We start from the raw sequence: 23931 nt of genomic DNA, 5'->3' as shown, positions 1-23931 counted from the left end.
TCAGATGAATGCTCCGACGGACTTCGATATCGGCCCGCTGACCTGGGTCAAGAGCGAGATCGACCTCGCCCTCGAACGAGGCGACACGGCACTGCAACAATTCACCGCGAGCGCTGCCGATGGGAGCGGCGACCGCACGCAAATCCGGTTCTGCCGCACCCATTTGCACCAGGTGCAGGGCGCCCTGACGATCGTCGGCCTGGATGGTGTGACCCAGTTTGCCGAAGCACTGGAGTCGCTGCTGGAGGCCATCGAACTGCAGGAGCGTCCCGCCACCCCAGCTACTGTCCAGCTTGCACAAAGCGCGCTGGCGGCGCTTCGCCATTACCTTGATGATCTGATCAGCGGCCAACCGAACCAGCCACTCCGGCTATTGCCTTTGTACCGAGAAGTGCAGTCGGCACGCGGGCGGGAACGTGTCTTCGCGACGGATCTGTTCTACCCCGACCTCAGCGTCCAGCCACCCCAACGTACCGGCCCGGTGCCGAAACACCGCCGTGGCGAGTTTGCACACCGACTCCATCAGCAACGTGCACATTTTCAGCACGGCCTGCTGGCGTGGTTGCGCACACCCAAGGACGACCAGGGCGTGGCCGAAATGCTCAACGCCGTCAAACGGATCGCAGCCATCCAGGAAACACCATCGGCGCGCTCGTTCTGGTGGATCGCCACGGCTTTCCTGACCGCCCTGGGCGAACACAGCTTGCCGGCAGATGCGGATGCCCGGCAACTCTGCAGCCGCATCGACCTGCAGACTCGCCGACTCCTCGAAGGTTCGAGCAATGTCGCCGAGCGCCTGATGCGCGATGCGCTGTATCTGGTCGGCAAGGCTCGCAGCGACGATCCCCTCGTACGCCAAGTCCAGGAAGCTTACCATTTGGCGGCCTTGATACCCGGCGCGATCAGTGCGGCGCCGGTCGCAGTGGAGTCCGTACGCCGTCGCTTGCGTGAAGCGATTGCTGCCACCGAAGAAACCTGGAACCGGTTCTGCGCCGGAACAACGCAGGTTCTGCCTCTGTTCAGGACCCATACCAGTACGCTGTCGACGCTGGTCGAAGAACTGGGTCACGCCGACTATCGCCGTCTGGTGCAAGCCATTGCCGAGGTTGCCGGCCTGCTGACGCAAAGCCCGTCTCGCCATACCGAAGCGCTGGCCATGGAAACCGCGACGGCCATCCTGCTCGCCCAGAACGCGCAGGAGAACATCCAGTACCTGGGCAGCAGTTTCTCGCACCAGGTGGATGTGATGGTCGAGCGGCTCCAGGGTTGTATTGCCGGAAACCCACCGCGACCAGAGTCGGAGTTGCCGTCACTCGACGAAATGTCACGCCTGGCACAGGAAAGGATGCTCGTTGCCCAGGTCGCCAGGGAGATTACCAACAACCTCGCACAAATCGAGCAGGTTCTCGATGGCTTTTTCCGCGATGCCGAAAAACGTGCCGATCTGAACGGACTGGAAACCCCGCTGCGACAGGTCATCGGTGCGCTTACCATGATGCGCCACGATGATGCAGTGGCCGTTCTGCAGCAGTGTGCGAAAGACATCGCATGCTTCTCGAAAGCGGACTACGTACCGCGAGTGACCGACTTCGAAAACGTTGCCGAGCAACTGTCGCTGGTTGGTTTCTTCGTCGATGCCATGCAGCACGGCGCAAGCGATTTCGCGACTTTCGTCAGCAAGATGCAGGCGGCCGTGGTCCACAAGGTGGACGACACGGCGGCAAGCGTCGAGCAGGAACTGGAGCAGCAAAAGCGCGATACGCACGCCTTGCTGGTGGCCCTCAAGGAGCAGCCCAGCGATGCCGGGCTGCGCCAGGAGCTCCGACAAAATCTGACGGCCTTGCAGAAAGATGCCGATCTGGTCGCCGACAAGGAACTCGGGCAGCAAACCAAACATGTACTCTCGGCGCTGGCTGCTGGCGGTGACGCCGCACAGCAGATTGACGCGGCCATGGCGAAGCTCAAGCCGCAGACACCGGAAGCTCCCCCGCCATCGGCAGAAACCATCCAGCTCGCACAGGCCACCACCGAGGAAGTCGATGCCGAGCTGGTCGAAATCTTTCTTGAGGAAGCCGACGAAGTCCTGGCCAGGACTCATGAAAACCTGCGCCAGCTGCATGAGCAACCCCATGACGTGGAATTGCTGACTGCCATCCGTCGTTCCGCGCACACCCTCAAAGGCAGCGGCCGGATGGTCGGGCTCAAGGATTTCGGCGAAGCGGCGTGGTCGATAGAACAGGTTCTCAACCTCTGGTTAAGACAGGAACAGGAAGTCACGCCAATCCTCCTGGACCTGCTTGAACAGGCCTACCGCGTCTTTCTCGCGTGGGTCGAGCATCTCAAGACCAGGCGCGGCCACGCACCTGATGTAACGAGCATGGTCGCTTTGGCCAATTCCCTTCGCGACGGCAGCGAAACCGGCGTCCTGTTGCCGCTGCCCGGCGAGGCCGCTGCAGCAGCGCCGAGCGAAAGCCTTGCGGAGGCTGCGCCAGCCGCTCTTCCAGAGGAAACCAGCCAGGCGACATCGGCAGCGGTCCACCTCGCTGTACAGGAAACCCGCACACAGCTTTCGATCGCTCCGGCACTGGCCGAGATCTTTAACGAAGAAGCCAGTGCTCACCTGGCTACTTTGCAGCGCGAGTTCGCGGTCCTGGAAACAGACCTGGCCGCCCCGACAACGCACGAAATGTACCGGGCTGCGCATACCCTTGCCGGCATCTCCGGAACCGTCGGCATAGCACCGGTCAAGATCCTGGCGCACGCACTCGAAATGGCGCTGTTGCGCCGCAATCACACCGCACACCCCGACAGCCTCGAAGCGATTGCCTGCGTCCAGCAGGCAATCGCCGCACTCACCTTGATGCTGTCGGATGTGGTTCGCCAACATGAGCCCGAAGCGGCACCCACCCTGGTCGAGATGCTCGACACGCTGTATCCGGAGTTGGTCGTCGAAAAACCGGAAGCTCTGGAAGCGACCAGCGAGCCGCAATCAGTCGCTGCCGGAAAGGGTACCGCAGCCGTAGCGCCTGGCGCCAGCCCGACGAGCACCGCGGTCGAAGCCCCGCAACTGCACGACGAACTGGACGAGCAACTGCTGCCACTGTTTCTTGAGGAAGCGCTCGATCTCAACCAGAACATTGCCACACAGTTACACGCCTGGCGCAGCAATCCCTCTGACGGTGAAGCCGTGCGCCGACTGGCGCGACTGTTCCATACGCTCAAAGGTAGCGCGCGCATGGCCGGCGCGATGAATCTTGGCGAACTCACACACGCCATTGAAACGCGCATGCAGGAAGCACAGGAGGCCAGCAGTGCGCCGCTGCAACTGATCGACGACATCGACAATGCCTTCGACGTGATCGTGCAGATTGTCGAGCGCCTGCAGCATGGTGAATCTGCAGATGCGCCCGTCGAGATATCCGACGCGGCGGCATCGGAACTGGCTGCCGAACACGCCGCCGACCAGCCGGTCCCGGCTTCCGAACAGGGTGCTGCCGCCGGCCCGCAGGAAGTCGACAGCGAAGCGGCCGCACAACGGGCCACCCTGCGGGTGCGTGCCGACCTGATCGACCGGCTGGTCAACGAAGCCGGCGAGTTGTCGATCGCCCGCTCGCGGATTGAAGGCGAGATGCGAGCCATCAAGGGATCGCTGCTCGACCTGACCGAGAATGTCATCCGTCTGCGCCGGCAGTTGCGCGACATCGAAATCCAGGCCGAACTGCAAATGCAGTCACGTGTCGGGCAGAGCGCTGAACAGCACGCCGATTTTGATCCCCTGGAATTCGACCGCTTCACGCGTTTCCAGGAACTGACGCGAATGATGGCCGAATCCGTCAACGACGTCGCCACGGTGCAGCAGAATCTGCTCAAGAATCTGGACGACGCCAACGCGGCCATCGTCTCGCAGGCGCGTCTGAACCGCGAAGTGCAGCAGGAACTGATGTCGGTGCGCATGGTGCCATTCAGCAGCATTACCGATCGTCTCTACCGGATCGTCCGGCAGGCCGGCAAGGAAATCGGCAAACGGGCGAACCTGGAAATCCAGGGTGCCCAACTCGAACTCGACCGAACGGTTCTCGAAAAAATGTTGGCGCCGCTTGAACACATGCTGCGCAACGCCGTCGTGCATGGCCTCGAAGACACGCCCACGCGCCTGGCCAGGAGCAAGCCCGAGATTGGCGAGATCTCGTTGAAGCTGACACAGGAAGGCAACGAGATCATTCTCTCTTTCGCCGATGACGGCGCCGGCCTCGATCTCGACCGGCTGCGCGAACGCGGTCTGCTCGCCGGTCTGCTGACCGAGGAAGAAGCCCGCGATCCGACGCGCGTGGTGGACCTGATTTTTGCGCCGGGAATATCGACGGCCAGCGAGGTGTCGCGTCTCTCCGGGCGTGGCATCGGCATGGATGTACTGAAGAGCGAAGTGAGCAGCCTGGGCGGCCGCATTGAAGTGCTGTCGAGCCCAGGCCAGGGAACGACCTTCCGCCTGTACCTGCCGCTCACCCTGGCAGTCACCAAGGCCTTGCTGGTACGCTCCGGCAATCGGCAGTACGCGATCCCCTCGGCCATGATCGAGCAGGTACTCGATCTCAAGGAGCAGATGCTGGCCCGCATTCGTGACGCTAGGGAAGCCGTCTGGACCGGAAACCATTATCCTTTCAGCTACCTGCCTCACCTTCTCGGCGAAACCCGTGCGCTACCGGAGAAACATTCCCAGTACTGGGTTCTGCTGCTACGCAGCGGCAGCAAGCGAATCGCGATGCAGGTCGACGAACTGCTGGGCAATCAGGAAATCGTCGTCAAGAACATCGGACCCCAACTGGCACGGGTGATCGGCGTCGATGGCGCGACCGTTCTCGGGAATGGCCAGGTGGTGCTGATCCTGAACCCGATTGCCCTGGCCAGCCGCGATCGCACGGTGAGCGCGGTCTCGCCGGTGCCAACCGTTCGTCAACCGGTGGCCACGGACAGCGTCACCGCCACCGTGCCGACGGTCATGATCGTGGACGATTCGCTGACTGTGCGCAAGATCACCAGTCGTCTGCTGGCACGTGAAGGCTACCAGGTGATGACCGCCAAGGACGGCGTCGATGCGCTCGAACAACTGCTTGCTCTGGTCCCGGACGTCCTGCTGGTCGACATCGAAATGCCGCGCATGGATGGTTTCGAGTTCACCCGCAACGTGCGTGCCGACAACCGCCTGTGCATGGTCCCGATCATCATGATCACCTCGCGAACGGCAGACAAACACCGTCAATACGCCATCGAGCTGGGAGTCAATCACTATCTCGGCAAGCCCTATCAGGAAGAGGAGTTACTGCGCCTGGTGGCCGGACATGTCAGGGAGCAGCGCCAGGCTTGACCACGGCGTAGCGTTGCAGGGTCCGCAGCCGCGCCTGCGCGTGCTCGACCAGCGGCGCCGGGAAATCGCGGCCAATCCGCACGCCGCAAGCCTCCTGCTCGGGCAGACTCATCCGCCATGGCGCATGCAGGAACTGGTCGGGGACAGCGGCCAGCTCCGGCAGGTAGCGGCGAATGAACCTGCCGGCAGGGTCAAAGCGTTGCGATTGCGTCACCGGGTTGAAGATGCGGAAATAGGGTTGTGCATCGCAGCCGCTGGACGCCACCCATTGCCAACCCCCGTTGTTGGCCGACAGATCGAAATCGTTGAGCTGGCGCGCAAAATAGGCCTCACCGCGCCGCCAGTCGATGCCCAGATCCTTGATCAGAAACGAAGCGGTCAGCATGCGCAGGCGGTTATGCATGTAGCCTGTACCGTTGAGCTGCCGCATCGCGGCATCGACCAGCGGAAAACCGGTGCGTCCCATACACCAGGCAGCAAAGGCCGCATCCGCCGATGGCCCCTGTTCCCAGCGAATCGCGTCGTACGCCGGCTTGAACGCGCGCTCGCAAACCTGCGGAAAACGGTCAAGAATCATGAAGTAGAAGTCGCGCCAGATGAGTTCGGAAAGCCAGGTCGCAGCCCCTTCGGCAGCGGCGCGCAAGGCACCGGCAGCCATCGCCTGGGCCACCAGATCGCGAACCGAGACGGTCCCGAAGCGTAGATGAACCGAGAGATACGAACCCCCTTGCAGTGCCGGAAAATCACGCTGCTGGTGGTAACGCGCCATACGCAGACGAAAATCGGCCAGGAGCTGCCGGCCGCCGGACATCCCCGGCACGATGCCCAGCGCTCGCAGATCGCTGCCGGAAAAGCCGATTTCCGCCAACGTCGGTACACCGCCGGCGCCCGGCAGCGCTGCCAGCCTCCCGTCTCCGGCTGCGTAGGGCTGCCAGTCATCGTCGCTGAGACGCTTCAGCCAGGCTTTCCTGTAAGGGGTGAACACGGTGTAGGGCCGCCCGGCCTGGGTCAGCACTTCGTCACCGTCGAGCAGCGCCTGATCCTTGAACGACTCGAAGGCAATTCCTTGCGCCTGCAAGGCCGCCCTGACCGCGGCATCGCGTTTCTTCGCCTGCGGTTCATAATCGCGATTGGTAAACACCGCAGTCACGGCCAGCGCCTTTGCCAGGCTCGGAATTTCGCTGACCGGCCAGCCATGGCGTACGATCAGGGCGCCGCCGCGGACGCGCAGCGCCAGATCCAGCTCGACCAGCGACTCGCGAATGAACTCGACGCGGCGATCGCGGCGCGGCTCCAGCGCATCGAGGATCTCGCGATCGAAGACGAAAGCGCAATAGACGCGGCAGCCACGCCGCAGCGCTTCGCAGAGCGCCGCGTGATCAAAATCCCGCAGATCGCGCCGAAACCAGACCAGAATCGCATTCCCCATCATGGATTACCTTTGTGTCAGGCGCCGCTGCCGATTAGAATAGGGCCATGTACAGCATCAATCTCACGGACCATTTTCTCATTGCCATGCCGGCACTGGTGGACTCTTTTTTTTCCAAGACCCTGGTCTATATCGCCGAACACAACAATCGCGGCGCGCTTGGCGTGATTGTCAATCGACCGATCGACATGAGCCTGGGAACGCTCCTCGAAAAAATTGACATTCCCCTGCAGGCCGAGGGCTTCGCCCAGTTGCCGGTCTTCTTCGGTGGGCCGGTACAGACCGACCGTGGCTTCGTCCTGCATCGGCCGGTCGGAAAATGGCAGTCCACGCTGGTGATCAACGAGCACATCGGCCTCACCAGTTCACGCGACATCCTGCAGGCCGTCGCCCGTAGCGGCCAGCCGGTGGATGTGCTGGTGACACTGGGCTACGCCGGTTGGGCTGCCGGCCAGCTTGAACACGAATTGGCACAGAACGCCTGGTTGACCGTGCGCGCCAAGCTCGACATCCTTTTTGAATCTCCCTACGAGGAAAGACTCGCGTCGGCACTCGAGCTGCTTGGCGTCAATCTCGCCAACCTCGCCGATGCCGCCGGCCATGCCTGAACCAGCCAGAAAAACCACGGGCACGGTACTCGCTTTCGACTTCGGCGAAAAACGCATCGGCGTCGCCGTTGGCGAATGGCAACTGCTGCAGGCGCATCCCCTGACCACCCTGCACGGCGAGGCCAACGCCGAGCGATTCGCCGCCATCGCCACCCTGATCCGGGAATGGCAACCAGCCAGCCTGGTCGTTGGCCGGCCGCTCGCACTCGACGGCACGCCACACGCCATGACCGCTCGCTGTACTCGCTTCGCCAACCAGCTGCGTGGCCGCTTCGGACTGCGCGTCGATTATGCCGAGGAACGGCTCTCCTCATGCGCTGCGCAGGAACTCCTGCATGCCGCCGGGCACGACACCCGCAGGGCAAAACAGCGTCTCGACGCCTTGGCTGCCCAGCTGATTCTGCAGAGCTATTTTGACGGCATGGCCGAAGCGGGCCACGAACACCCATGGTGAACGCCAGACGCTGATGAACGATTTCTTCCCCCTTCCCATCTCCCGCACCCAGGGGAGATTCCCGAGTCGCTGAAGCGACTTTCAAAATTACTCGGATGACCGCGAAACCGATGCCTCCCATTGACCTCCCCGATGCCGAAGCGCAGTGCGCCCAACTGGCCGAACTGATCCGACCCCGCTTGCGACCGGACACGGTCCTGGTCGGCATTCACAGTGGCGGCGCCTGGGTGGCCAGGCGCCTGCGCGAAATCCTGGAGCTGCGCAATGAAATCGGCCTGATCGACGTCTCGTTCTATCGTGACGATTACGGCGCAAGGGGTCTGCATGCACGCGTCCGGCCGAGTTCGATTCCCTTCGATGTCGAAGGCCGGCCACTGATCCTCGTCGATGACGTGCTGTATACCGGCCGCACGACGCGCGCGGCGATCAACGAACTTTTCGACTACGGTCGCCCGGCCAGCATCCAGCTCGCTGTTCTCGCCGACCGCGGTCGCCGTCAACTCCCGATCTGCGCCGATTTCTGTCCCTGGAAAGTCGATCTCGATCCAGCACTGGAACTGGTGCTCTCGACCGACGCCAGTGGTCGCCTGCAGTGGAGCCTGGCCGAGAATGCGCATGCGTAATCCACAACTCAACGCCAATGGCGAGTTGACACACCTGCTGTCGACCGAGGGCCTGCCTCGCGAAGTGATCAATCACATTCTCGACACCGCATCGAGCTTTCTCAAGGTCTCGCACCGCGACGTCAAGAAGGTTCCCTTGTTGCGCGGCAAAAGCGTCTTCAATGTGTTCTTCGAGAATTCCACGCGCACGCGCACTACCTTCGAAATTGCCGCCAAGCGACTTTCCGCTGACGTCATCAACCTCGACGTGACGCGCTCCTCGACCGCCAAGGGCGAGACCTTGCTCGACACGGTGGACAATCTGGTGGCCATGCACGCCGACATGTTCGTCGTCCGGCACGCCGCCAGCGGTGCACCACACCTGATCGCCGACCACCTGCGCCGCCTCGGGCGGAATGATGTACATGTGGTCAATGCCGGCGACGGGCGCCACGCCCACCCGACGCAGGGCCTGCTCGACATGTACACCATCCGTCACTACAAACAGGACTTCAACAATCTGGTGGTGGCGATTGTCGGCGACATCCTGCATTCCCGTGTAGCGCGTTCGGATATTCACGCGCTGACCACGCTCGGTGCTGCCGAGGTGCGCGCCATCGGCCCGCAAACGCTGTTACCGACGGCCATGGACAAGATGGGACTGCGGGTCTGCCATGATCTGCGGACAGGACTTCGCGATTGCGATGTGGTGATCATGCTGCGCCTGCAGAACGAACGCATGAATGGTGCGCTGCTGCCGTCGGCGCGCGAATACTTCCACTGCTACGGACTGACACCGGCGATGCTGGCGCTGGCCAAACCCGATGCCATCGTGATGCATCCGGGGCCGATGAATCGTGGCGTCGAAATCGACTCCGATGTCGCCGACGGGCCGCAGGCGGTGATCCTGCCGCAGGTCACCTTCGGCATTGCGGTGCGCATGGCGGTGATGGGCATTCTGGCGGGAAACTGAACGATGAACGAGCAACTCCTCCACCTCCGGAACGCCCATCTGATCGACCCGAAAAACGGCCTGGATGCCTGCCTCGATCTGTTCATCGTCGATGGACGCATTGCCGCGATCGGACAGCCGCCGACAGGCTTCGCTGCGGAACGTCAGATCGACGCCAAAGGGCTGATTGCCTGCCCCGGCCTGGTCGATCTATCCACCCGCCTAGGCGGCATCGAAACCGAACTTGCCGCAGCGGTCGCCGGTGGCGTGACCTCACTCGCCTGCCCGCCCGACACCAAGCCGCCGCTCGATGAACCGGGACTCGTCGAGCGCCTCGTCCGGCGCAGCGAAACGCTTGGCCTGGCGCGGGTCTATCCGATCGGTGCGCTGACTCAGCAACTGGCGGGCGAGAAGCTCGCCGAAATGAACAGCCTGACGCGCGCTGGCTGTATCGGCTTCTCACAGGCCAAGCATCCGATCGTCGACACGCAGTTGCTGCTGCGTGCCATGCAGTACGCCGCCACTTTCGGCTACAAGGTGCGCCTGCGGCCACAGGACCAGTTTCTCGCACGCGAAGGAGTGGCCCACGATGGCGAGGTCGCGTCCAGGCTGGGGCTGACCGGCATCCCGGTGTCTGCGGAAACCGTCGCCATCGCCACGGCACTGCAACTGGCAGCGCAAACCAATGTTCGCCTGCATCTTTCGCGGCTGTCGTCGGCCGCCGGCGTCGCCCTGATCCGTACCGCGAGACATGCCGGCATGCCGGTCTCCTGCGACGTCTCGATCCATCACCTGCATCTGTCGGAAATGGACATCGGCTACTTCGACAGCAATGCACGCTTTGACCCGCCATTACGCGCGTCAAGCGACCGTGACGCGCTGCGCGTCGCCGTCCGGGACGGACTGGCGGCGATCTGTTCGGACCACACGCCGGTCGACGCGGATGGTAAGCAACTGCCGTTTGCCGAAGCACTGCCCGGGGCTAGCGGACTCGAGCTCCTGCTGCCGCTGACACTGCTCTGGGCAAAACAGGCGAAGCTGCCGCTGGTGCTGGCGCTGGCCCGCATCACCTGTGATCCGGCCGCCATTCTCGGTATCGAGGCCGGCTCGCTGGCCATCGGCAGTGCGGCCGACATTTGCCTCTTCGACCCCGACGAGTCCTGGCGTGTCACCCCGGAAGCGCTGCGCAGCCAGGGGAAGAACACGCCCTTCCTGGGTTACGAAGTGAGCGGCCGGACACGCATGACGCTGGTCGGCGGGCGTATCGTTTTCGAGGCCTGATGCGATTCAATTCAGCGCCTCGGCCTGATACGCGCTGCAGGAAGCGGGCGATGACCATGAAGTGCTTCCGCACGGATCGTGAGAACATCACATCGGCGAGGCCATCTTAACACCAGCCTCCCGCAAAGCTGCCTCGCCAAATTCGGCAAACAGCGCCAGGGTCTTTTCTGCTTCTTCGGGGTCGAGCCGGGTCAGCGCGTAGCCAACGTGTACGATGACGTAGTCACCGACTGCGACGTCTTCGACGAGCGCCAGCGAAATCTCCTTGCTCACTCCGGCAATGTCGATCAGCGCCTGGTCATCGGGTCGCAGTTCGACGATCCGGCAGGGCAGGGCAAGACACATGCTCTACTCCTCTAACGGTCATGACTTTTCCAGGCACCCCCGATCATACCCAGCAGATGCTGCAGGGCGATCCACGCCTGACCGACCGACAGTCCGCCATCGTTGGGCGGTACCTGGCGCGCTTCAACGAGTTTTATCCCTTGCGCGCCGAGGCGAGCGCGCAGGCCACGCACGAAGACCTGGTTGAGGAAACAGCCGCCGCTGCCGACCACCGTCTTTTCGTCAGGCGCCAGGACTCGCACCCAGTCGGCGATGGCCGCGGCCAGCGTGGCGTGGAACAGCGCGGCGCCACGCTCGGCGCTCTTCTCATCCGCCAGCGCCGCCAGCAGCGGCAACAGGTCGAGGCGGCCCCGTTCGATCCGCCAACCCTGATCGAGCGGCAGAATGTCGCCGTAACACTGCGCCAGGCCTTCCATGAACATCGCCGCCTGCCCTTCGTAGGCCATCACCGACCGGATGCCGAGCAGGCCGGCGGCGGCATCGAAAATCCGGCCCATGCTCGTCGTCAGCGGACAATGGATGTCGCCGGCCAGCATCTGCGCGACGGCCGGTGCGGCCTGCTGACCGACAAAACGTTCGCCGATTTCGCTGTTGCGACCGAGTTGGTGCAGCACCGCCGCCGCCATCCGCCACGGCTCGTTGGCCGCGCGGTCACCACCCGGCAGCGCGAGTGGCGAGAGATGGCCGAGACGCTCGAAGCGGGCGCCGTCGACGCGCAACAATTCGCCGCCCCAGGCCGCGCCATCGGTACCCAGGCCGACGCCGTCGAGCGACAGCGCCAGGTGGCGCCTTGCAGGCCGTGTTCGGCGAGCACTGCCGCCGCGTGCGCATGATGGTGCTGGATGCCCAGCAGCGGCAGGCGACGCTGCATGGCGAAATCGGCGGCAAAACGCGTCGAGTGGAAATCCGGGTGCAGGTCGTGCGCCACGATCGCCGGTTCGACGCCCAGCAGTTTCAGCAACTGCGCGACGCTTTCCTCGAGGAAATCGCAAACGGCGGCATTGTCGAGGTCGCCGATATGCTGCGAAACGAAGGCTTCATCGCCGCGGGTCACACAGACGGTGTTCTTGAACCAGGCGCCGACTGCCAGTACCGAGGGTCCGGAGACCGGCAACTTGATCGCGCGTGGCGTGTAGCCGCGTGCGCGACGGATGAACTGCAGACCGCCGGTGGTGATCCGCGCGACGCTGTCGTCGCAACGTGTGACGATGTCGCGGTCGTGCATCAGAAAAGCGTCGGCGATCCCGTAGAGACGCAGCAGGGCTTCGCTGTTGCCGACCACCAGCGGTTCGCCACCGGGGTTGGCACTGGTCATCACCAGCGCGAGGTCCTGTGCATCGTTCCAGCCAGCCGACACCCGCCGGACGTTTTGCCGCTTCGTGGAAGAGCAGAAACTGCACCGGCGTGTATGGCAGCATGACGCCAAGCCAGGCCAGGCCTGGGGCGACACCGGGCAGCGCGGCGTCGCAACTGCCGCGTTTGCGGAGCAGGATCGCCGGGCGTGTCGGCAGGGCCATCAGACCCGGTTCGCCGACGCCGATCTGGACGAGCGGAGCGGCCGAAGCGGCATTCGCCAGCATCACCACAAAGGGCTTCTCGTCACGTTGCTTGCGCTCACGCAGCAAAGCGACGGCGACCGCGTTGCGCGCGTCGCAGGCCAGATGGAAACCGCCCAGGCCCTTGATGGCGACGAATCTTTCCCTGCAGCAGCAGGGTCAGGGCCGTGCTGATCGGGTCATCGGGCAGGCGGTGTCCCTCGCCGTCGAGCAGGAACATCTGTGGTCCGCACTTCGGACAGCAATTGGCCTCGGCATGAAAACGCCGGTCCTCGGGCCGCCGGTACTCACACTGACAACGGTGACACATCGCAAAAGGTTTGAGGCTGGTGCGTACGCGGTCGTAGGGCAGGCCGCGGCTGATGGTGTAGCGTGGTCCGCAATTGGTGCAATTGGTGAAGGCATAACGCCAGCGCGCGCTGCCGGGGTCGAACATCTCGGTCAGGCACTCGCGACAGACCGCCGTGTCGTGTCCGATCATCGTCGCGGCCCGGCCACTGCGGCTGTCGATGATCACGAAATCTTTGCCGATGCGTGCCGGTGCCGTATCGCGGGCGGTCACCGAGTTGACCCGGGCCAGCGGCGGCGCGTCCTGCTCCAGTCGATCGACGAGACTCTGCACCTGTGCGGCCGCGCCGCGAACCTCGATCTCGACACCGCGTGAATCGTTGCGGACCCAGCCCACAAGACCCAGTTCCCTGGCCAGCCGCCAGACAAAGGGGCGGAAACCGACGCCCTGAACGACACCGCTGACGCGGATGTTCTGGCAAACGATGGGCTCGGACATCTCAGCCTCCTGCAGCCAGCCGTGCTTCGAGTTCGGCGATACGGCGCTGCAGCGATGCCATCGTCACCCGTTTCTGCTGCCGGCGTGCGCTGCAGCCGGCCCGCAGCCAGGCCAGCCACTGCTCCAAGCCCTCCCCCGTCGTCGCCGACAAAGGGATCACCTGCAATGCCGGATTGACCTGCCGGGCATAAGCGATCGCCAGATCGCTATCGAAGGAAACGTAGGGCAGCAGATCGATCTTGTTGAGCAGCATCAGTGAGGCCGCATGAAATAGGTTCGGATATTTGAGCGGTTTATCTTCGCCTTCGGTGACCGACAGGATCACGACCTTGCAGGCTTCACCCAGATCGAAAGCCGCCGGACAGACGAGATTGCCGACATTCTCGATCAACAGCAGCGAATCGTCGGCTGGAGCCAGTTCGTGCAAGGCATGGCCGACCATATGGGCGTCGAGATGGCAGCCTTTGCCGGTATTGATCTGCAGCGCGGCAACGCCGGTGGCACGGATGCGTTCAGCGTCGCGACTGGTCTGCTGGTCGCCCTCGATGACGGCGATCGGCAGTTGTTCCTGAAGTGCCTCGATGGTGCGGCAGAGCAGGCTGGTTTTTCCCGAGCCGGGGCTGGATACCAGATTGAGCGCGAATATCCCCTGCTCGTCGAAGCGCCGGCGGTTTTCGGCGGCATAGCCATCGTTCCTGGCGAGAATGTCGCGTTCGATCTGTATCAGCCGCGACGGCGTCGTTGCCGGCGCCTGCGCCGCTGCCGAGGCGTGCGCATGGCCGTGCACATGCATGTGGGAAGCTGCGTGCTCATGGTCATGCGCATGAACATGCCGCCGGCCATCGGCGTGGGAATGGGCCTGCCCATGCCGAGCGCCAGCGGCGCTGTAGCTCATCCCGGCAGGAAGCTGCTCGGCGCCCTCGCGAAGCGGCGGTGAAGCGTGTGCCGGGTGGGCTGCTTGTGTATTCTCGGGCTCGGACAAAGCCTTGCCATCGACATGGATCTCGCCGGTGCCACAACCGCAAGTGGTACACATCTTTGCTGTCTCCTCATTGTTATTCGACTTCCAGTTCCTTCACCCGCATCTCGGTACCCCCGGTTGCTTGAACCGGATGCCCGCCGCAGGCTGGACAGGGGTCGTACAGTGCCGCAAGTGGCACCGTCATATTACAATTAAAGCATAAACCTTGGCCGGGCACCTCGATTACCTCCAGGGTGGCGCCTTCGGCCAGCGTCCCGCGGCTGACCGCAGCAAAGCAGAAGCGCATCGCTTCGGCTTCCACAGCAGCCAGCGCACCGATTTCGAGTTGCACCAGGCGGACGCGCTGAAACGACTGTGCGCGCGCAGCGTCCTCGACGATCTGCAACACACTCATGGCCAGTGACATTTCATGCATCGACGATCCTGATTTCGAAGGGAACGCACGGATCGAGTGACAGGGCCAGGCAAGTAGCCCGGATCCGCGCATCGTCACGGGTCTGTGCCGGACAGCCAGACATCTCGCGGACAAAAGCGCCTTGCGGATGAAAATTCCATTCGGTCGGCGCGATGATCCGATAGCGCTCGACGCAGTCAGCAGCGATCTCGATGCGGTGCAGCAAGGTACCCCGCGCAGTTTCGACGCGCGCCAGACCGCAACCGACCGCGATGGCCGTGGCATCGACAAGGGCCGACAGGCGCGACGGTTCGACGAGACCTGCCGTCAGCCAGCGCAGTTCGAGCAGGCGCGCTGCCAGGCGGGCCTGGACGCGCTGGCCACCGGCAAGCAGGAGGGCCACCCCGGGTTCGCCGGCGTGTCGAGCCAGAACCCCGGTCTCCACGGCCTGGCCGGCAAAGGTCGGCTGCGTGGCGAAATCCTCATGATCGATCAGCGCTGCCCACTCGGCGGCAGAGAGTTGTGGCAGCAGCGCGACCGCGGCGGCGGCCACCCGATCGGCAAACGGCGGCGCTTCCAGCTCGTTTAGCCAGTTCGAGAGATCGACACCGAGTGCCGCAGCCGCAGCGGCATCGACGACCGCCTGCAGGCGCTTGCGCCAGGCGCCGAACTCCTGGATCCGGTTGGCTCGATAGGGTTTCTGCAGCAGTGGCGGCCAGACCATCAACAAATGGTACAGGTGTTCGACGATCGCCTCGATGGCAACCGCCAAAGTCGGATCACGGGCGTCATCGACCGCGGCCCGCTCACCGCGCGCCGCCTGCACGCACAAGCGCGCAGCAGCATCCTGAGCATTGCGGCAGAGACTGAAAACGCGCGGAATGATCTCGGAAACTCGCGCCACCGGCAGCCCACGCAGGGCTCCGGCGAGCATGGGCCGGGTGGAAACGATCTCGGCCGAGACGATTTCTTTGCCGTCCCACGCCAGTGTCAACTGCAGAACACCCTGTTCCACTGCCACGCTCCCGGAAGAACCCAGTGAACAATACCCAAAGCCACTGAATCGATTTTGATTTTCATCAATCCGGGGCTAAACTCCCGCCTTCACAATATGCCCTCGCCGGTCTTGACCACTTCCCGGATCACCCTCTGCATGCTCGAAGCTTCAAATCTGGAATGCGTACGCGGCGAACGTCGCCTCTTCGCCGGCGTCAGCTTTCGGCTCGCAGGCGGCGAGATGCTTTATTTACAGGGAAAGAACGGTTCGGGAAAAACCAGCCTGCTGCGCATGCTGTGCGGTCTGACGCCAGCGGCCAGCGGCGACATTCACTGGCGCGGCCAGCCGATCGGCAAGCTCGGCGACGAGTTCCGCAGCGAACTGTGCTACCTCGGCCATCAGAACGCGATCAAGGAGGAACTGACGCCGCTGGAGAATATCCGGTCGTCGGCCACACTGGCGCAGGAAACGCTCGACGAGGACGCGGCGCTCGATGCCCTCGAACAGCTCGGACTGCGCAGCCGCGCCGACCTCGCCTGCCGCTACCTTTCACAAGGGCAGAAGCGCCGCGCCGCGCTCGCCCGTCTGGTACATGAAAGGCGCGCGCTGTGGGTGCTCGATGAACCTTATGTGGCGCTCGACGCGGCCGCGATCGAACTGGTCGCCGGCCTGATCGGTGCGCATCTGCAGCGCGGCGGTCTGGCTGTCCTGACCACCCACCAGGCGGTTGCCGTACCGGCCGCTGCGCTGCGCGAGTTGTGGCTCGGCGCCGATGACACAGCACAATAGCGGTTGTCCTTGATGCTACAATCGATCCGCGCCGTCATCGGTCGCGACCTGCGGCTGGCAATGCGAAGGCAGGCCGACATCGTCGCGGCGATGTTTTTTTTCATCATCGTCGTCAGTCTGTTCCCGCTTGGCGTCGGACCCGAAGCGGAGCAACTGCGCCGGCTTGCGCCAGGCGTGTTGTGGGTCGCCGCACTGCTGGCGACGATGCTCTCGCTGCCGCGCCTGTTTGCCGACGATCACCGCGACGGCACGCTTGAACAACTGGCGCTGGCACCGCAGCCTCTGGCGCTGATCGTGCTCGGCAAGGTCGTCGCGCACTGGCTGGTGGCCGGCCTGCCACTGGTCCTGCTGGCACCGCTGCTGGGTATTCAGTTCGACCTGGCCGGCGACGCGCTGGCAGTGCTGACCCTGTCGCTGCTGATCGGCACCCCGGCCCTGTCCGGGATCGGGGCGATCGGCGCAGCGCTGACGCTCGGCGTGCGCGGCGGCGGCGTGCTGCTGTCTTTGCTGGTCCTGCCGCTGTATATCCCGGTGCTGATCTTCGGTGCCGGGGCAGTGGATGCGACGCTGAGCGGACTCGGACCGCAGGCCCATTTGTCGCTGCTTGGCGCGCTCGCGCTGGGCGGCGTGTTTTTTGCGCCGTGGCCGACTGCCGCGGCCCTGAGAGTAGCCCTGGAATAGATGAGTAAGCGCGTAATCAACTGGTTCAGATACGCCAGCCCACAGACTTTTTACCCGCTCGCTGGCAAGCTGATTCCCTGGTTCTGGACGCTCGCTGCGATCTTCGGCGTGCTCGGGCTGATGATCGGCTTTCTGCTGGCGCCGACCGACGCGCAGCAGGGCGAAGGGTATCGAATCATCTTCCTGCATGTCCCGGCGTCGTGGATGTCGATGTTCATCTATCTGGTGATGGCTTTCTGGGCTGCCATCGGGCTGGCTTTCAACTTCCGCCTGTCCGGGATGATGGCCTCGGCACTGGCGCCGACCGGCGCCCTTTTTGCCTTCCTCTCGCTATGGACCGGCGCACTGTGGGGGAAGCCGATGTGGGGCACCTGGTGGGTCTGGGATGCGCGCCTGACTTCCGAACTGATCCTGCTCTTCCTCTATATCGGTTTCATCGCCCTGCAGGCCTCGATCGACGATCCCCGCCGCGCCGACAAGGCCGGCGCGATCCTCGCGCTGGTCGGCGTGGTCAATATTCCGATCATCTATTTTTCGGTCAAGTGGTGGAACACCCTGCATCAGGGGGCTTCGGTCAGCCTGAGCAGAGCACCCAGCATGGCCACGCTGATGCTCTGGGGCATGCTGCTGTGCGCCCTGGCATGCTGGATGTACAGCATTGCCATCGCCCTGATGCGCGTCCGCATCATCATGCTCGAGCGCGAGCGGCACACCGACTGGGTGCGCGAGTTGCTCGCCGAGCAGGAGTAGAAGAATGCTCAACATACACTGGAACAGTCTCGCCGACTTTCTGGCAATGGGCAACCATGGCGTCTACGTCTGGGGATCTCTGGCAGTGATGGCGCTGCTGATGCTGGCGGAACCGATCCTGCTGCTGCAGGGTCGGAAGAAACTCGTCTCTCGTCTCAAGCGCCAGTACCGTGCCGAGCGAACCGAAGCCCGGCGCAGCAGCGCCAGTCCCCGCAGGAGTCCGGATTGAAACCACGTCACAAACGCATGGCTCTGATCGTTGGCGGTCTGGCGATTCTCGCCCTGGTCGCAACGCTGGTGCTCAATGCCTTCCAGAGCAATCTGGTGTTCTTCTTTTCCCCCTCGCAGGTGGCCGCCGGCGAAGCGCCCAGGGGCAAGAGCTTCCGTATCGGCGGCATGGTCAAGGAGGGATCGCTGCAGCGCCAGCCCGACGGCGTGACCCTGCGCTTCGTCGTCACCGACACCGACCAGGACATGACCGTCGCCTACAAGGGCATCCTGCCGGATCTTTTCCGCGAGGGAAAGGGCGTCGTCGCGCAGGGCAAGCTCGCCGAGGATGGCGTCTTTGCAGCCACCGAGGTGCTCGCCAAGCACGACGAGAACTACATGCCGCCGGAAGCCGCCAAGGCCGTCAGCGATGCCCACGAACGCGCGGCAACCAACAAGGCAGCGGCGGAAGCCACCGCCAGGACCCTCAAACCGTAGGACGACAAGACCATGATCCCGGAAATCGGCCACTTCGCCCTCATCCTCGCGCTCTGCGTCGCCCTGACGCAGGGAACGCTGCCGCTGCTCGGTGCCCACCTCAACCGCCAGCCATGGATGGCCCTGGCCCGCCCGGCGGCGATCGCGCAGGCACTGCTGCTGGTGACGGCTTTCGCCTGCCTGAGCAGCGCTTTCGTCGACAACGATTTTTCGGTGCTCTATGTCGCACAGCACTCGAACACGCTGCTGCCGCTGCAGTACCGTGTCGCGGCCGTCTGGGGCGGGCACGAAGGTTCGCTGCTGCTGTGGATGCTGATGCTGGTGCTGTGGTCGCTGGCCGTGGCGCTGCTGTCGAAGCCGTTGCCCATGCCCATGGTGGCGCGTGTGCTCGGCGTTCTCGGCCTGGTCAGCGCCGGTTTCCTGTGCTTCATCCTGCTCACCTCGAACCCCTTCGAGCGCCTGCTGCCGGCTGCCGAAGAGGGGCGCGACCTCAACCCGCTGCTGCAGGACCCCGGCCTGATCATTCACCCGCCGATGCTGTACATGGGCTACGTCGGTTTCTCGGTGGCTTTTGCCTTCGCCATCGCCGCCCTGCTCTCGGGTCAGCTCGACGCTGCCTGGGCACGCTGGTCGCGGCCCTGGACCACGGCGGCATGGATTTTTCTGACGCTCGGGATCGCTCTCGGGTCGTGGTGGGCGTACTACGAACTCGGCTGGGGCGGCTGGTGGTTCTGGGATCCGGTGGAAAACGCTTCCTTCATGCCCTGGCTGGTCGGCACGGCGCTGATGCACTCGCTGGCGGTGACCGAGAAACGCGGCAGTTTCAAGAACTGGACGGTACTGCTGGCGATCTCGGCGTTCTCGCTGTCGCTGCTCGGAACCTTCCTGGTCCGTTCCGGCGTACTGACTTCGGTGCATGCGTTCGCCACCGACCCGACCCGCGGCATCTTCATCCTCGCCTTCCTGGGAACGGTCATCGGCAGTTCGCTGGCACTGTTCGCCTGGCGGGCGCCGAAGGTTGGTCTCGGCGGACGCTTCGGCCTGCTCTCGCGCGAATCGCTGCTGCTTACCAACAACGTGCTGCTGGTCGTCGCCTGCGCCTCGGTCCTGCTCGGCACGCTCTACCCGCTCCTGATCGATGCCCTCGGCGCCGGCAAGCTCTCGGTCGGTCCGCCCTACTTCGACGCGGTATTCGTGCCGCTGATGCTGCCGGCGCTGTTCCTGATCGGCGTTGCGCCCTTTGCGCGCTGGAAGCATGCCAGCGTCGGCGAACTCGCGCGCACGCTGCGCTGGGCTTTTCTCGCGGCGGCCCTGGTCGGCTGCGGCGCCCCCTTCCTTTTTGGCGAATGGAAGCCGCTGGTCGCCCTGAGCCTGCTGCTGTCGGCATGGATCGTTCTTTGCGCCCTGCTCAATGGTGTCGAGCGCGTGCAGGCGACGCGTGCCGGCCGCTCTTTCCTGGCCACCGCACTGCGGCAGCCGCGCAGCTTCTTCGGCATGCATCTGGCGCATCTCGGCATTGCCGTCTTCGTCGTCGGCGTCACCCTGGTTGGCGCCTATCAGTCCGAGAAGGATGTCAAAATGGAGGTCGGGGACAGCGTCGGCGTCGGCGGCTACCGCTTTCTCTTCAACGGCGTTCGCCAGCAGCAGGGACCGAACTACCGCGCGCTGGTCGGCGACATCGACCTCTTCAAGGACGGCGTGGCGGTGCGCAAGATGTTCCCGGAGAAGCGTTTCTACGTCGCGTCATCGATGCCGATGACCGAAGCGGCGATCGATACCGGCTTCCTGCGCGACGTCTATGTCTCGCTCGGTGAGCCGATCGACAAGGCCAGGCCGGATGCCGCCTGGGCGGTGCGCGTCTACCACAAGCCCTTCGTCGACTGGATCTGGGGCGGTTGCGTGCTGATGAGCATCGGCGGACTGCTGGCCATCAGCGACCGCCGCTACCGTGTCCAGGCGCGCGCCGGCGCGCACGCCGCTGCGGCCGCCGCCGCGGTGCTCGCCCAGAAAGCGTAGGGAACGGACCATGAACCGATTTCTCTGGCCGCTGATCGGCTTCGTCGTACTCGTCGCGCTGCTCGCCGTCGGCCTCCGGCTCAACCCGCGCGACCTGCCTTCGCCGCTGCTTGGCAAGCCGGCCCCGCAGTTTTCGCTGTCGCGCCTAGACGCGCCCGCGCAGTCGTTCTCGCCGCAGGAGATGCTCGGCAAGGTCTGGCTGCTCAATGTCTGGGCATCGTGGTGCGTATCGTGCCGGCAGGAACATCCACTGCTGGTCGAACTGGCGAAGCGCCAGACAGTACCGCTGATCGGCCTCAATTACAAGGAAGTGCGCGGCGACGGCGGCATCGATATCGACCAGTTGCCCCCCGGCAGCGAACGGAAAATGGCCATTGAACGCGCCTCCGACTGGCTCGCCAAGCACGGCAATCCGTACACGCTGTCGGTGCTCGACATGGATGGCCGTGCCGGCATCGACTACGGCGTCTATGGCGTACCGGAAACCTACGTCATCGACCGGGCAGGAATCATCCGCATGAAGCACACTGGCCCGATCACCCCCGAGGTCTTCTCCGGCAGGATCCTGCCGCTGCTTTCGGAACTGTCGAAATGAGACCCTTCCTGATGCTTCTGCTGCTCGCCGTGTTCAACCTGCACATGCCCCCCCTGCACGCTGGCGAAGCCCGGCCGCTCGCCGCAGACGAGCTGACCGAAAAGCGCCTGATCGCGATTTCTTCCGAATTGCGCTGCCTGGTCTGCCAGAATGAGTCGCTCGCCGGCTCGCATGCCGAACTCGCCAACGACCTGCGCCGCGAAATTCGCACGCTGATCCAGGACGGCAGGAGCGACGCCGAAATCATGGAATTCATGGTCAGCCGCTACGGCGACTTCGTCCGCTATCGGCCTCCATTGAAGGGAACGACGCTGCTGCTGTGGTTCGGCCCGGGCCTGCTGTTCATCGCTGGCCTGACGGCATTGCTGCTCTACTTGCGCCGACGCGACCGGGCGATCAGCGACCATCCTCTGAGCGCCGACGAGCAAGGCCGCGCTGAAGCGCTGCTGCACGAACAGGATTCACGGCAAGGACAAGCATGACCGCCTTCCTCATCGCCGCGGCCCTGCTGGTCGTCGCCGTCATCGCCCTCCTCTTGCCACCGCTGCTGCGCACGCCACGGTTTTCGGGCAACACCGGCCAGAGCGAAGCGAACCTGGCGATATTCCGTGACCAGCTTGCCGAACTCGAACGCGAGCGCCGCGATGGTTCTCTCGCCGAGGCCGATTTCGCCCAGGCGAAAAGCGAACTGCAACGCCGTCTGCTCGAAGAAGTGTCCACGCCGGCCGCGCCGGTGACCGCCGACGGCGGCAGTCGCAAGACCGCGCTGGCCTTGCTGGTGCTCATCCCGCTCGCTGCTGCTGCCGGCTATGCGCTGCTCGGCGAGCCGCGCGCGCTCGACCCGCTGCAGCGGCAGGCGCGCATCGCTCCCGAACAGATCGAGGCCATGCTCAACGGCCTCGTCGACAAGCTGCGGAAGAACCCCGACGACCACCAGGGATGGGTGATGCTGGCCCGGTCGTACAAGGTGCTCGAACGTTTCCCGGAAGCAACGAAGGCCTATGAACGCGCCGCTCCCCTGGTCGACCAGGACCCGGCCCTGCTCGCCGACTACGCCGATGTCCTCGCGCAGACCCAGGGCGGCAGCCTGCAGGGCAGGCCGAGCGAACTGATCGAACGTGCCCTCCGGATCAACCCCAGGGAACCGCAAGCGCTGCTGCTGGCTGGCGCTGCGGCCACCGACCGCCAGCAGTTCGCAGCCGCCGCCGAGTACTGGTCGCGCCTCCTGGAACTGGTCGAACCCGGCTCCGAGGAAGCCAATGCCCTCACCGCCGCGATCGGCAAGGCGCGCGAGTTCGCCGCCACCCAGGCCAGCGGCACCGCAAAACCCGGCGCCAGCGCCGGCGTAGTCAGTGGCGAGGTGACGCTGAGCGGCAAGCTCGCCGGCATGGTCCAGCCCGGCGACGTGCTGTTCGTCTTTGCGCGCGCCGAGGAAGGACCGCGCATGCCGCTCGCCGCCAAACGCGCCAGCGTTGCCGACCTGCCGCTGCGCTTCCAGTTCGACGATTCGATGGCACTCGCCGGCGGCAAGAAGATTTCGGATTTCGCCACGATCCGCATCGAAGCGCGGGTCGCCAGGGCGGGCCAGGCGCAGAGTTCGAGCGGCGACCTCTTCGGCACCCTCAGCGGCGTCAAGCCCGGCAGCCGGAATCTGCGCGTGCTGATCGACCAGGTGCAACCGTGAGCAGTTCTTCCGATCAGAGCCATCCCCTTCGATTGCTCACGGACACGCCCACTTGAACCGCTCGCAAGCCAATCTGTTGCTGCTCGCCGTCGCCGTCATCTGGGGTTCGGCGTTTGTCGCCCAGGCAGAGGGAATGTTGGGGGTCGGGCCTCTGACCTTCACCGGCATTCGCTTCCTGCTCGGGGCCAGCATCGTTCTGCCGCTGGCCTGGCGCGAATGGCGATTGCTGTCGGTGCGCGGCGCTCGACCGCAGGCCGGCGATGTCCTCGGTGTCAGTGCCCTCGGCGTGTTGCTGATGCTCGGCGCGGTGCTGCAGCAGATCGGCATCACCAGCACCACGGTGACCAACGCCGGCTTTCTCACCGCCCTCTACGTGCCGCTGGTGCCGCTGCTGGCGTGGCTGATTCTCAGGACCCGCCCGCACTGGTCGGTCTGGCCGACATCGCTCGGCTGCCTGGCCGGGACCTGGCTGCTATCCGGCGCGCAGGGGATCGATCCGGTGGTCGGGGACCTATGGGTGATTGCCAGCAGCGTCTTCTGGGCCTTGCATGTGCTTTTTGTCGGACGCGTCGCCGAGCGCATCGCCGCTCCTTTCCTGGTTGCCTGCGGGCAGTTCCTGATCTGCGGAGTGATCAGCCTGCTTGCCGCTGGCCTGAGCGAGACGATCACCCTGAGCGGGATTCGCCAGGCAGGGCTGCCGATCGTCTATGCCGGCGTGATTTCAGTGGCCATCGGTTTCACCGCACAGGTGGTCGGGCAGCGCTATTCACAGCCGGCCGACGCGGCGATCATCCTCTCGGCGGAAACCGTTTTCGCGGCGCTGTTCGGTTTCCTGCTCATGGGAGATCGCCTCAACGCCAGCGGTATGGCGGGCTGCGCGCTGATTCTGGTGTGCATCGTCGTCGTCCAGATCGCGCCACTGACTCCCGCTGGGCAATTTGTGCGTCGCTGACGCGACTTTC

The 23931-nt window shown here is 64.2% G+C and carries 21 protein-coding genes and 1 pseudogene; 16 read left to right on the top strand and 6 right to left on the bottom strand.

All coding sequences use genetic code 11. From position 1 onward, the window contains the following. Nucleotides 1-4: 4 nt before the first annotated feature. Complete coding sequence (locus tag V5B59_RS19970) at nucleotides 5-5362, top strand: hybrid sensor histidine kinase/response regulator (RefSeq protein WP_169069888.1); 5358 nt, start codon at nucleotides 5-7, stop codon at nucleotides 5360-5362. On the opposite strand, the gene V5B59_RS19965 is transcribed toward V5B59_RS19970, so the two are convergent. Next, a complete protein-coding gene (locus tag V5B59_RS19965; RefSeq protein WP_169069905.1) occupies nucleotides 5340-6791 on the bottom strand; it encodes a cryptochrome/photolyase family protein in 1452 nt (483 codons plus the stop codon). The genes V5B59_RS19970 and V5B59_RS19965 overlap by 23 nt on opposite strands. Nucleotides 6792-6838: 47 nt before the next feature. On the opposite strand from V5B59_RS19965, the gene V5B59_RS19960 reads away from it, so the two are divergent. The 5 genes from V5B59_RS19960 (at nucleotide 6839) to V5B59_RS19940 (ending at nucleotide 10688) form a co-directional block, all read left to right on the top strand. Then, nucleotides 6839-7399 carry a YqgE/AlgH family protein gene (locus tag V5B59_RS19960; protein WP_332352257.1) on the top strand — a complete coding sequence of 187 codons (561 nt, stop codon included), beginning with the start codon at nucleotides 6839-6841 and terminating at the stop codon, nucleotides 7397-7399. After that, on the top strand, nucleotides 7392-7853 hold the full coding sequence (gene ruvX, locus V5B59_RS19955; protein WP_169069889.1) for a Holliday junction resolvase RuvX: 462 nt from the start codon (nucleotides 7392-7394) through the stop codon (nucleotides 7851-7853). Before V5B59_RS19960 ends, ruvX begins: the two co-directional genes overlap by 8 nt. Nucleotides 7854-7963: 110 nt before the next feature. Next, nucleotides 7964-8476, top strand: a complete 513-nt coding sequence (gene pyrR / locus V5B59_RS19950; RefSeq protein WP_332352256.1) for a bifunctional pyr operon transcriptional regulator/uracil phosphoribosyltransferase PyrR — start codon at nucleotides 7964-7966, stop codon at nucleotides 8474-8476. Further along, the gene (locus V5B59_RS19945; RefSeq protein ID WP_034910797.1) at nucleotides 8469-9428 is read left to right on the top strand and encodes an aspartate carbamoyltransferase catalytic subunit; all 960 of its coding nucleotides are present in this window, start codon (nucleotides 8469-8471) and stop codon (nucleotides 9426-9428) included. Before pyrR ends, V5B59_RS19945 begins: the two co-directional genes overlap by 8 nt. 3 nt (nucleotides 9429-9431) lie before the next feature. Further along, nucleotides 9432-10688 (top strand): dihydroorotase, encoded by a 1257-nt coding sequence (locus V5B59_RS19940; protein WP_169069891.1) that lies wholly within the window; start codon nucleotides 9432-9434, stop codon nucleotides 10686-10688. An 87-nt stretch (nucleotides 10689-10775) separates the two neighbouring features. On the opposite strand, the gene V5B59_RS19935 is transcribed toward V5B59_RS19940, so the two are convergent. From V5B59_RS19935 to V5B59_RS19915, 5 genes and pseudogenes are all read right to left on the bottom strand, one after another. After that, nucleotides 10776-11033: a HypC/HybG/HupF family hydrogenase formation chaperone gene (locus V5B59_RS19935; protein WP_034920180.1), complete on the bottom strand. Its 258-nt coding sequence runs from the start codon at nucleotides 11031-11033 to the stop codon at nucleotides 10776-10778. A gap of 11 nt (nucleotides 11034-11044) precedes the next feature. Next, a pseudogene (gene hypF, locus V5B59_RS19930) lies at nucleotides 11045-13376 on the bottom strand (carbamoyltransferase HypF). 1 nt (nucleotide 13377) lies between these two features. Further along, entirely contained in the window at nucleotides 13378-14412 is a 1035-nt protein-coding gene (gene hypB, locus V5B59_RS19925) for a hydrogenase nickel incorporation protein HypB (protein WP_034920176.1), read from the bottom strand. A gap of 19 nt (nucleotides 14413-14431) precedes the next feature. Continuing rightward, nucleotides 14432-14773, bottom strand: coding sequence for a hydrogenase maturation nickel metallochaperone HypA (gene hypA, locus V5B59_RS19920; protein ID WP_034920174.1), 342 nt, complete (start codon nucleotides 14771-14773; stop codon nucleotides 14432-14434). Next, nucleotides 14766-15767, bottom strand: coding sequence for a nickel-dependent hydrogenase large subunit (locus V5B59_RS19915; RefSeq protein ID WP_169069893.1), 1002 nt, complete (start codon nucleotides 15765-15767; stop codon nucleotides 14766-14768). The genes hypA and V5B59_RS19915 overlap by 8 nt, the downstream gene beginning before the upstream one ends. Nucleotides 15768-15905: 138 nt before the next feature. On the opposite strand from V5B59_RS19915, the gene ccmA reads away from it, so the two are divergent. From ccmA to V5B59_RS19865, 10 genes are read left to right on the top strand one after another with little or no spacing between them, the layout of a single operon-like run. After that, nucleotides 15906-16538: a cytochrome c biogenesis heme-transporting ATPase CcmA gene (gene ccmA, locus V5B59_RS19910; protein ID WP_169069894.1), complete on the top strand. Its 633-nt coding sequence runs from the start codon at nucleotides 15906-15908 to the stop codon at nucleotides 16536-16538. Nucleotides 16539-16550: 12 nt separating this feature from the next. Beyond that, nucleotides 16551-17219, top strand: a complete 669-nt coding sequence (gene ccmB / locus V5B59_RS19905) for a heme exporter protein CcmB (RefSeq protein WP_034919750.1) — start codon at nucleotides 16551-16553, stop codon at nucleotides 17217-17219. Then, entirely contained in the window at nucleotides 17220-17969 is a 750-nt protein-coding gene (gene ccmC, locus V5B59_RS19900) for a heme ABC transporter permease CcmC (RefSeq protein ID WP_169069895.1), read from the top strand. Between the two features lie 4 nt (nucleotides 17970-17973). Then, on the top strand, nucleotides 17974-18198 hold the full coding sequence (ccmD, locus tag V5B59_RS19895; RefSeq protein WP_211203345.1) for a heme exporter protein CcmD: 225 nt from the start codon (nucleotides 17974-17976) through the stop codon (nucleotides 18196-18198). After that, entirely contained in the window at nucleotides 18195-18674 is a 480-nt protein-coding gene (ccmE, locus tag V5B59_RS19890; protein WP_169069896.1) for a cytochrome c maturation protein CcmE, read from the top strand. Before ccmD ends, ccmE begins: the two co-directional genes overlap by 4 nt. Nucleotides 18675-18686: 12 nt before the next feature. Beyond that, the gene (locus V5B59_RS19885) at nucleotides 18687-20690 is read left to right on the top strand and encodes a heme lyase CcmF/NrfE family subunit (protein WP_169069897.1); all 2004 of its coding nucleotides are present in this window, start codon (nucleotides 18687-18689) and stop codon (nucleotides 20688-20690) included. Nucleotides 20691-20700: 10 nt separating this feature from the next. Further along, the gene (locus V5B59_RS19880; protein ID WP_169069898.1) at nucleotides 20701-21285 is read left to right on the top strand and encodes a DsbE family thiol:disulfide interchange protein; all 585 of its coding nucleotides are present in this window, start codon (nucleotides 20701-20703) and stop codon (nucleotides 21283-21285) included. Further along, nucleotides 21282-21767, top strand: coding sequence for a cytochrome c-type biogenesis protein (locus V5B59_RS19875; RefSeq protein ID WP_332352255.1), 486 nt, complete (start codon nucleotides 21282-21284; stop codon nucleotides 21765-21767). Before V5B59_RS19880 ends, V5B59_RS19875 begins: the two co-directional genes overlap by 4 nt. Further along, entirely contained in the window at nucleotides 21764-22969 is a 1206-nt protein-coding gene (ccmI, locus tag V5B59_RS19870; RefSeq protein WP_169069899.1) for a c-type cytochrome biogenesis protein CcmI, read from the top strand. Before V5B59_RS19875 ends, ccmI begins: the two co-directional genes overlap by 4 nt. Nucleotides 22970-23021: 52 nt before the next feature. Further along, complete coding sequence (locus tag V5B59_RS19865; RefSeq protein WP_169069900.1) at nucleotides 23022-23921, top strand: DMT family transporter; 900 nt, start codon at nucleotides 23022-23024, stop codon at nucleotides 23919-23921. Nucleotides 23922-23931: the final 10 nt, after the last annotated feature.

This window comes from Candidatus Accumulibacter contiguus, from assembly GCF_036625285.1.
Taxonomy (GTDB): domain Bacteria; phylum Pseudomonadota; class Gammaproteobacteria; order Burkholderiales; family Rhodocyclaceae; genus Accumulibacter; species Accumulibacter contiguus.
This window is presented reverse-complemented; position numbering and strand designations above follow the sequence as displayed.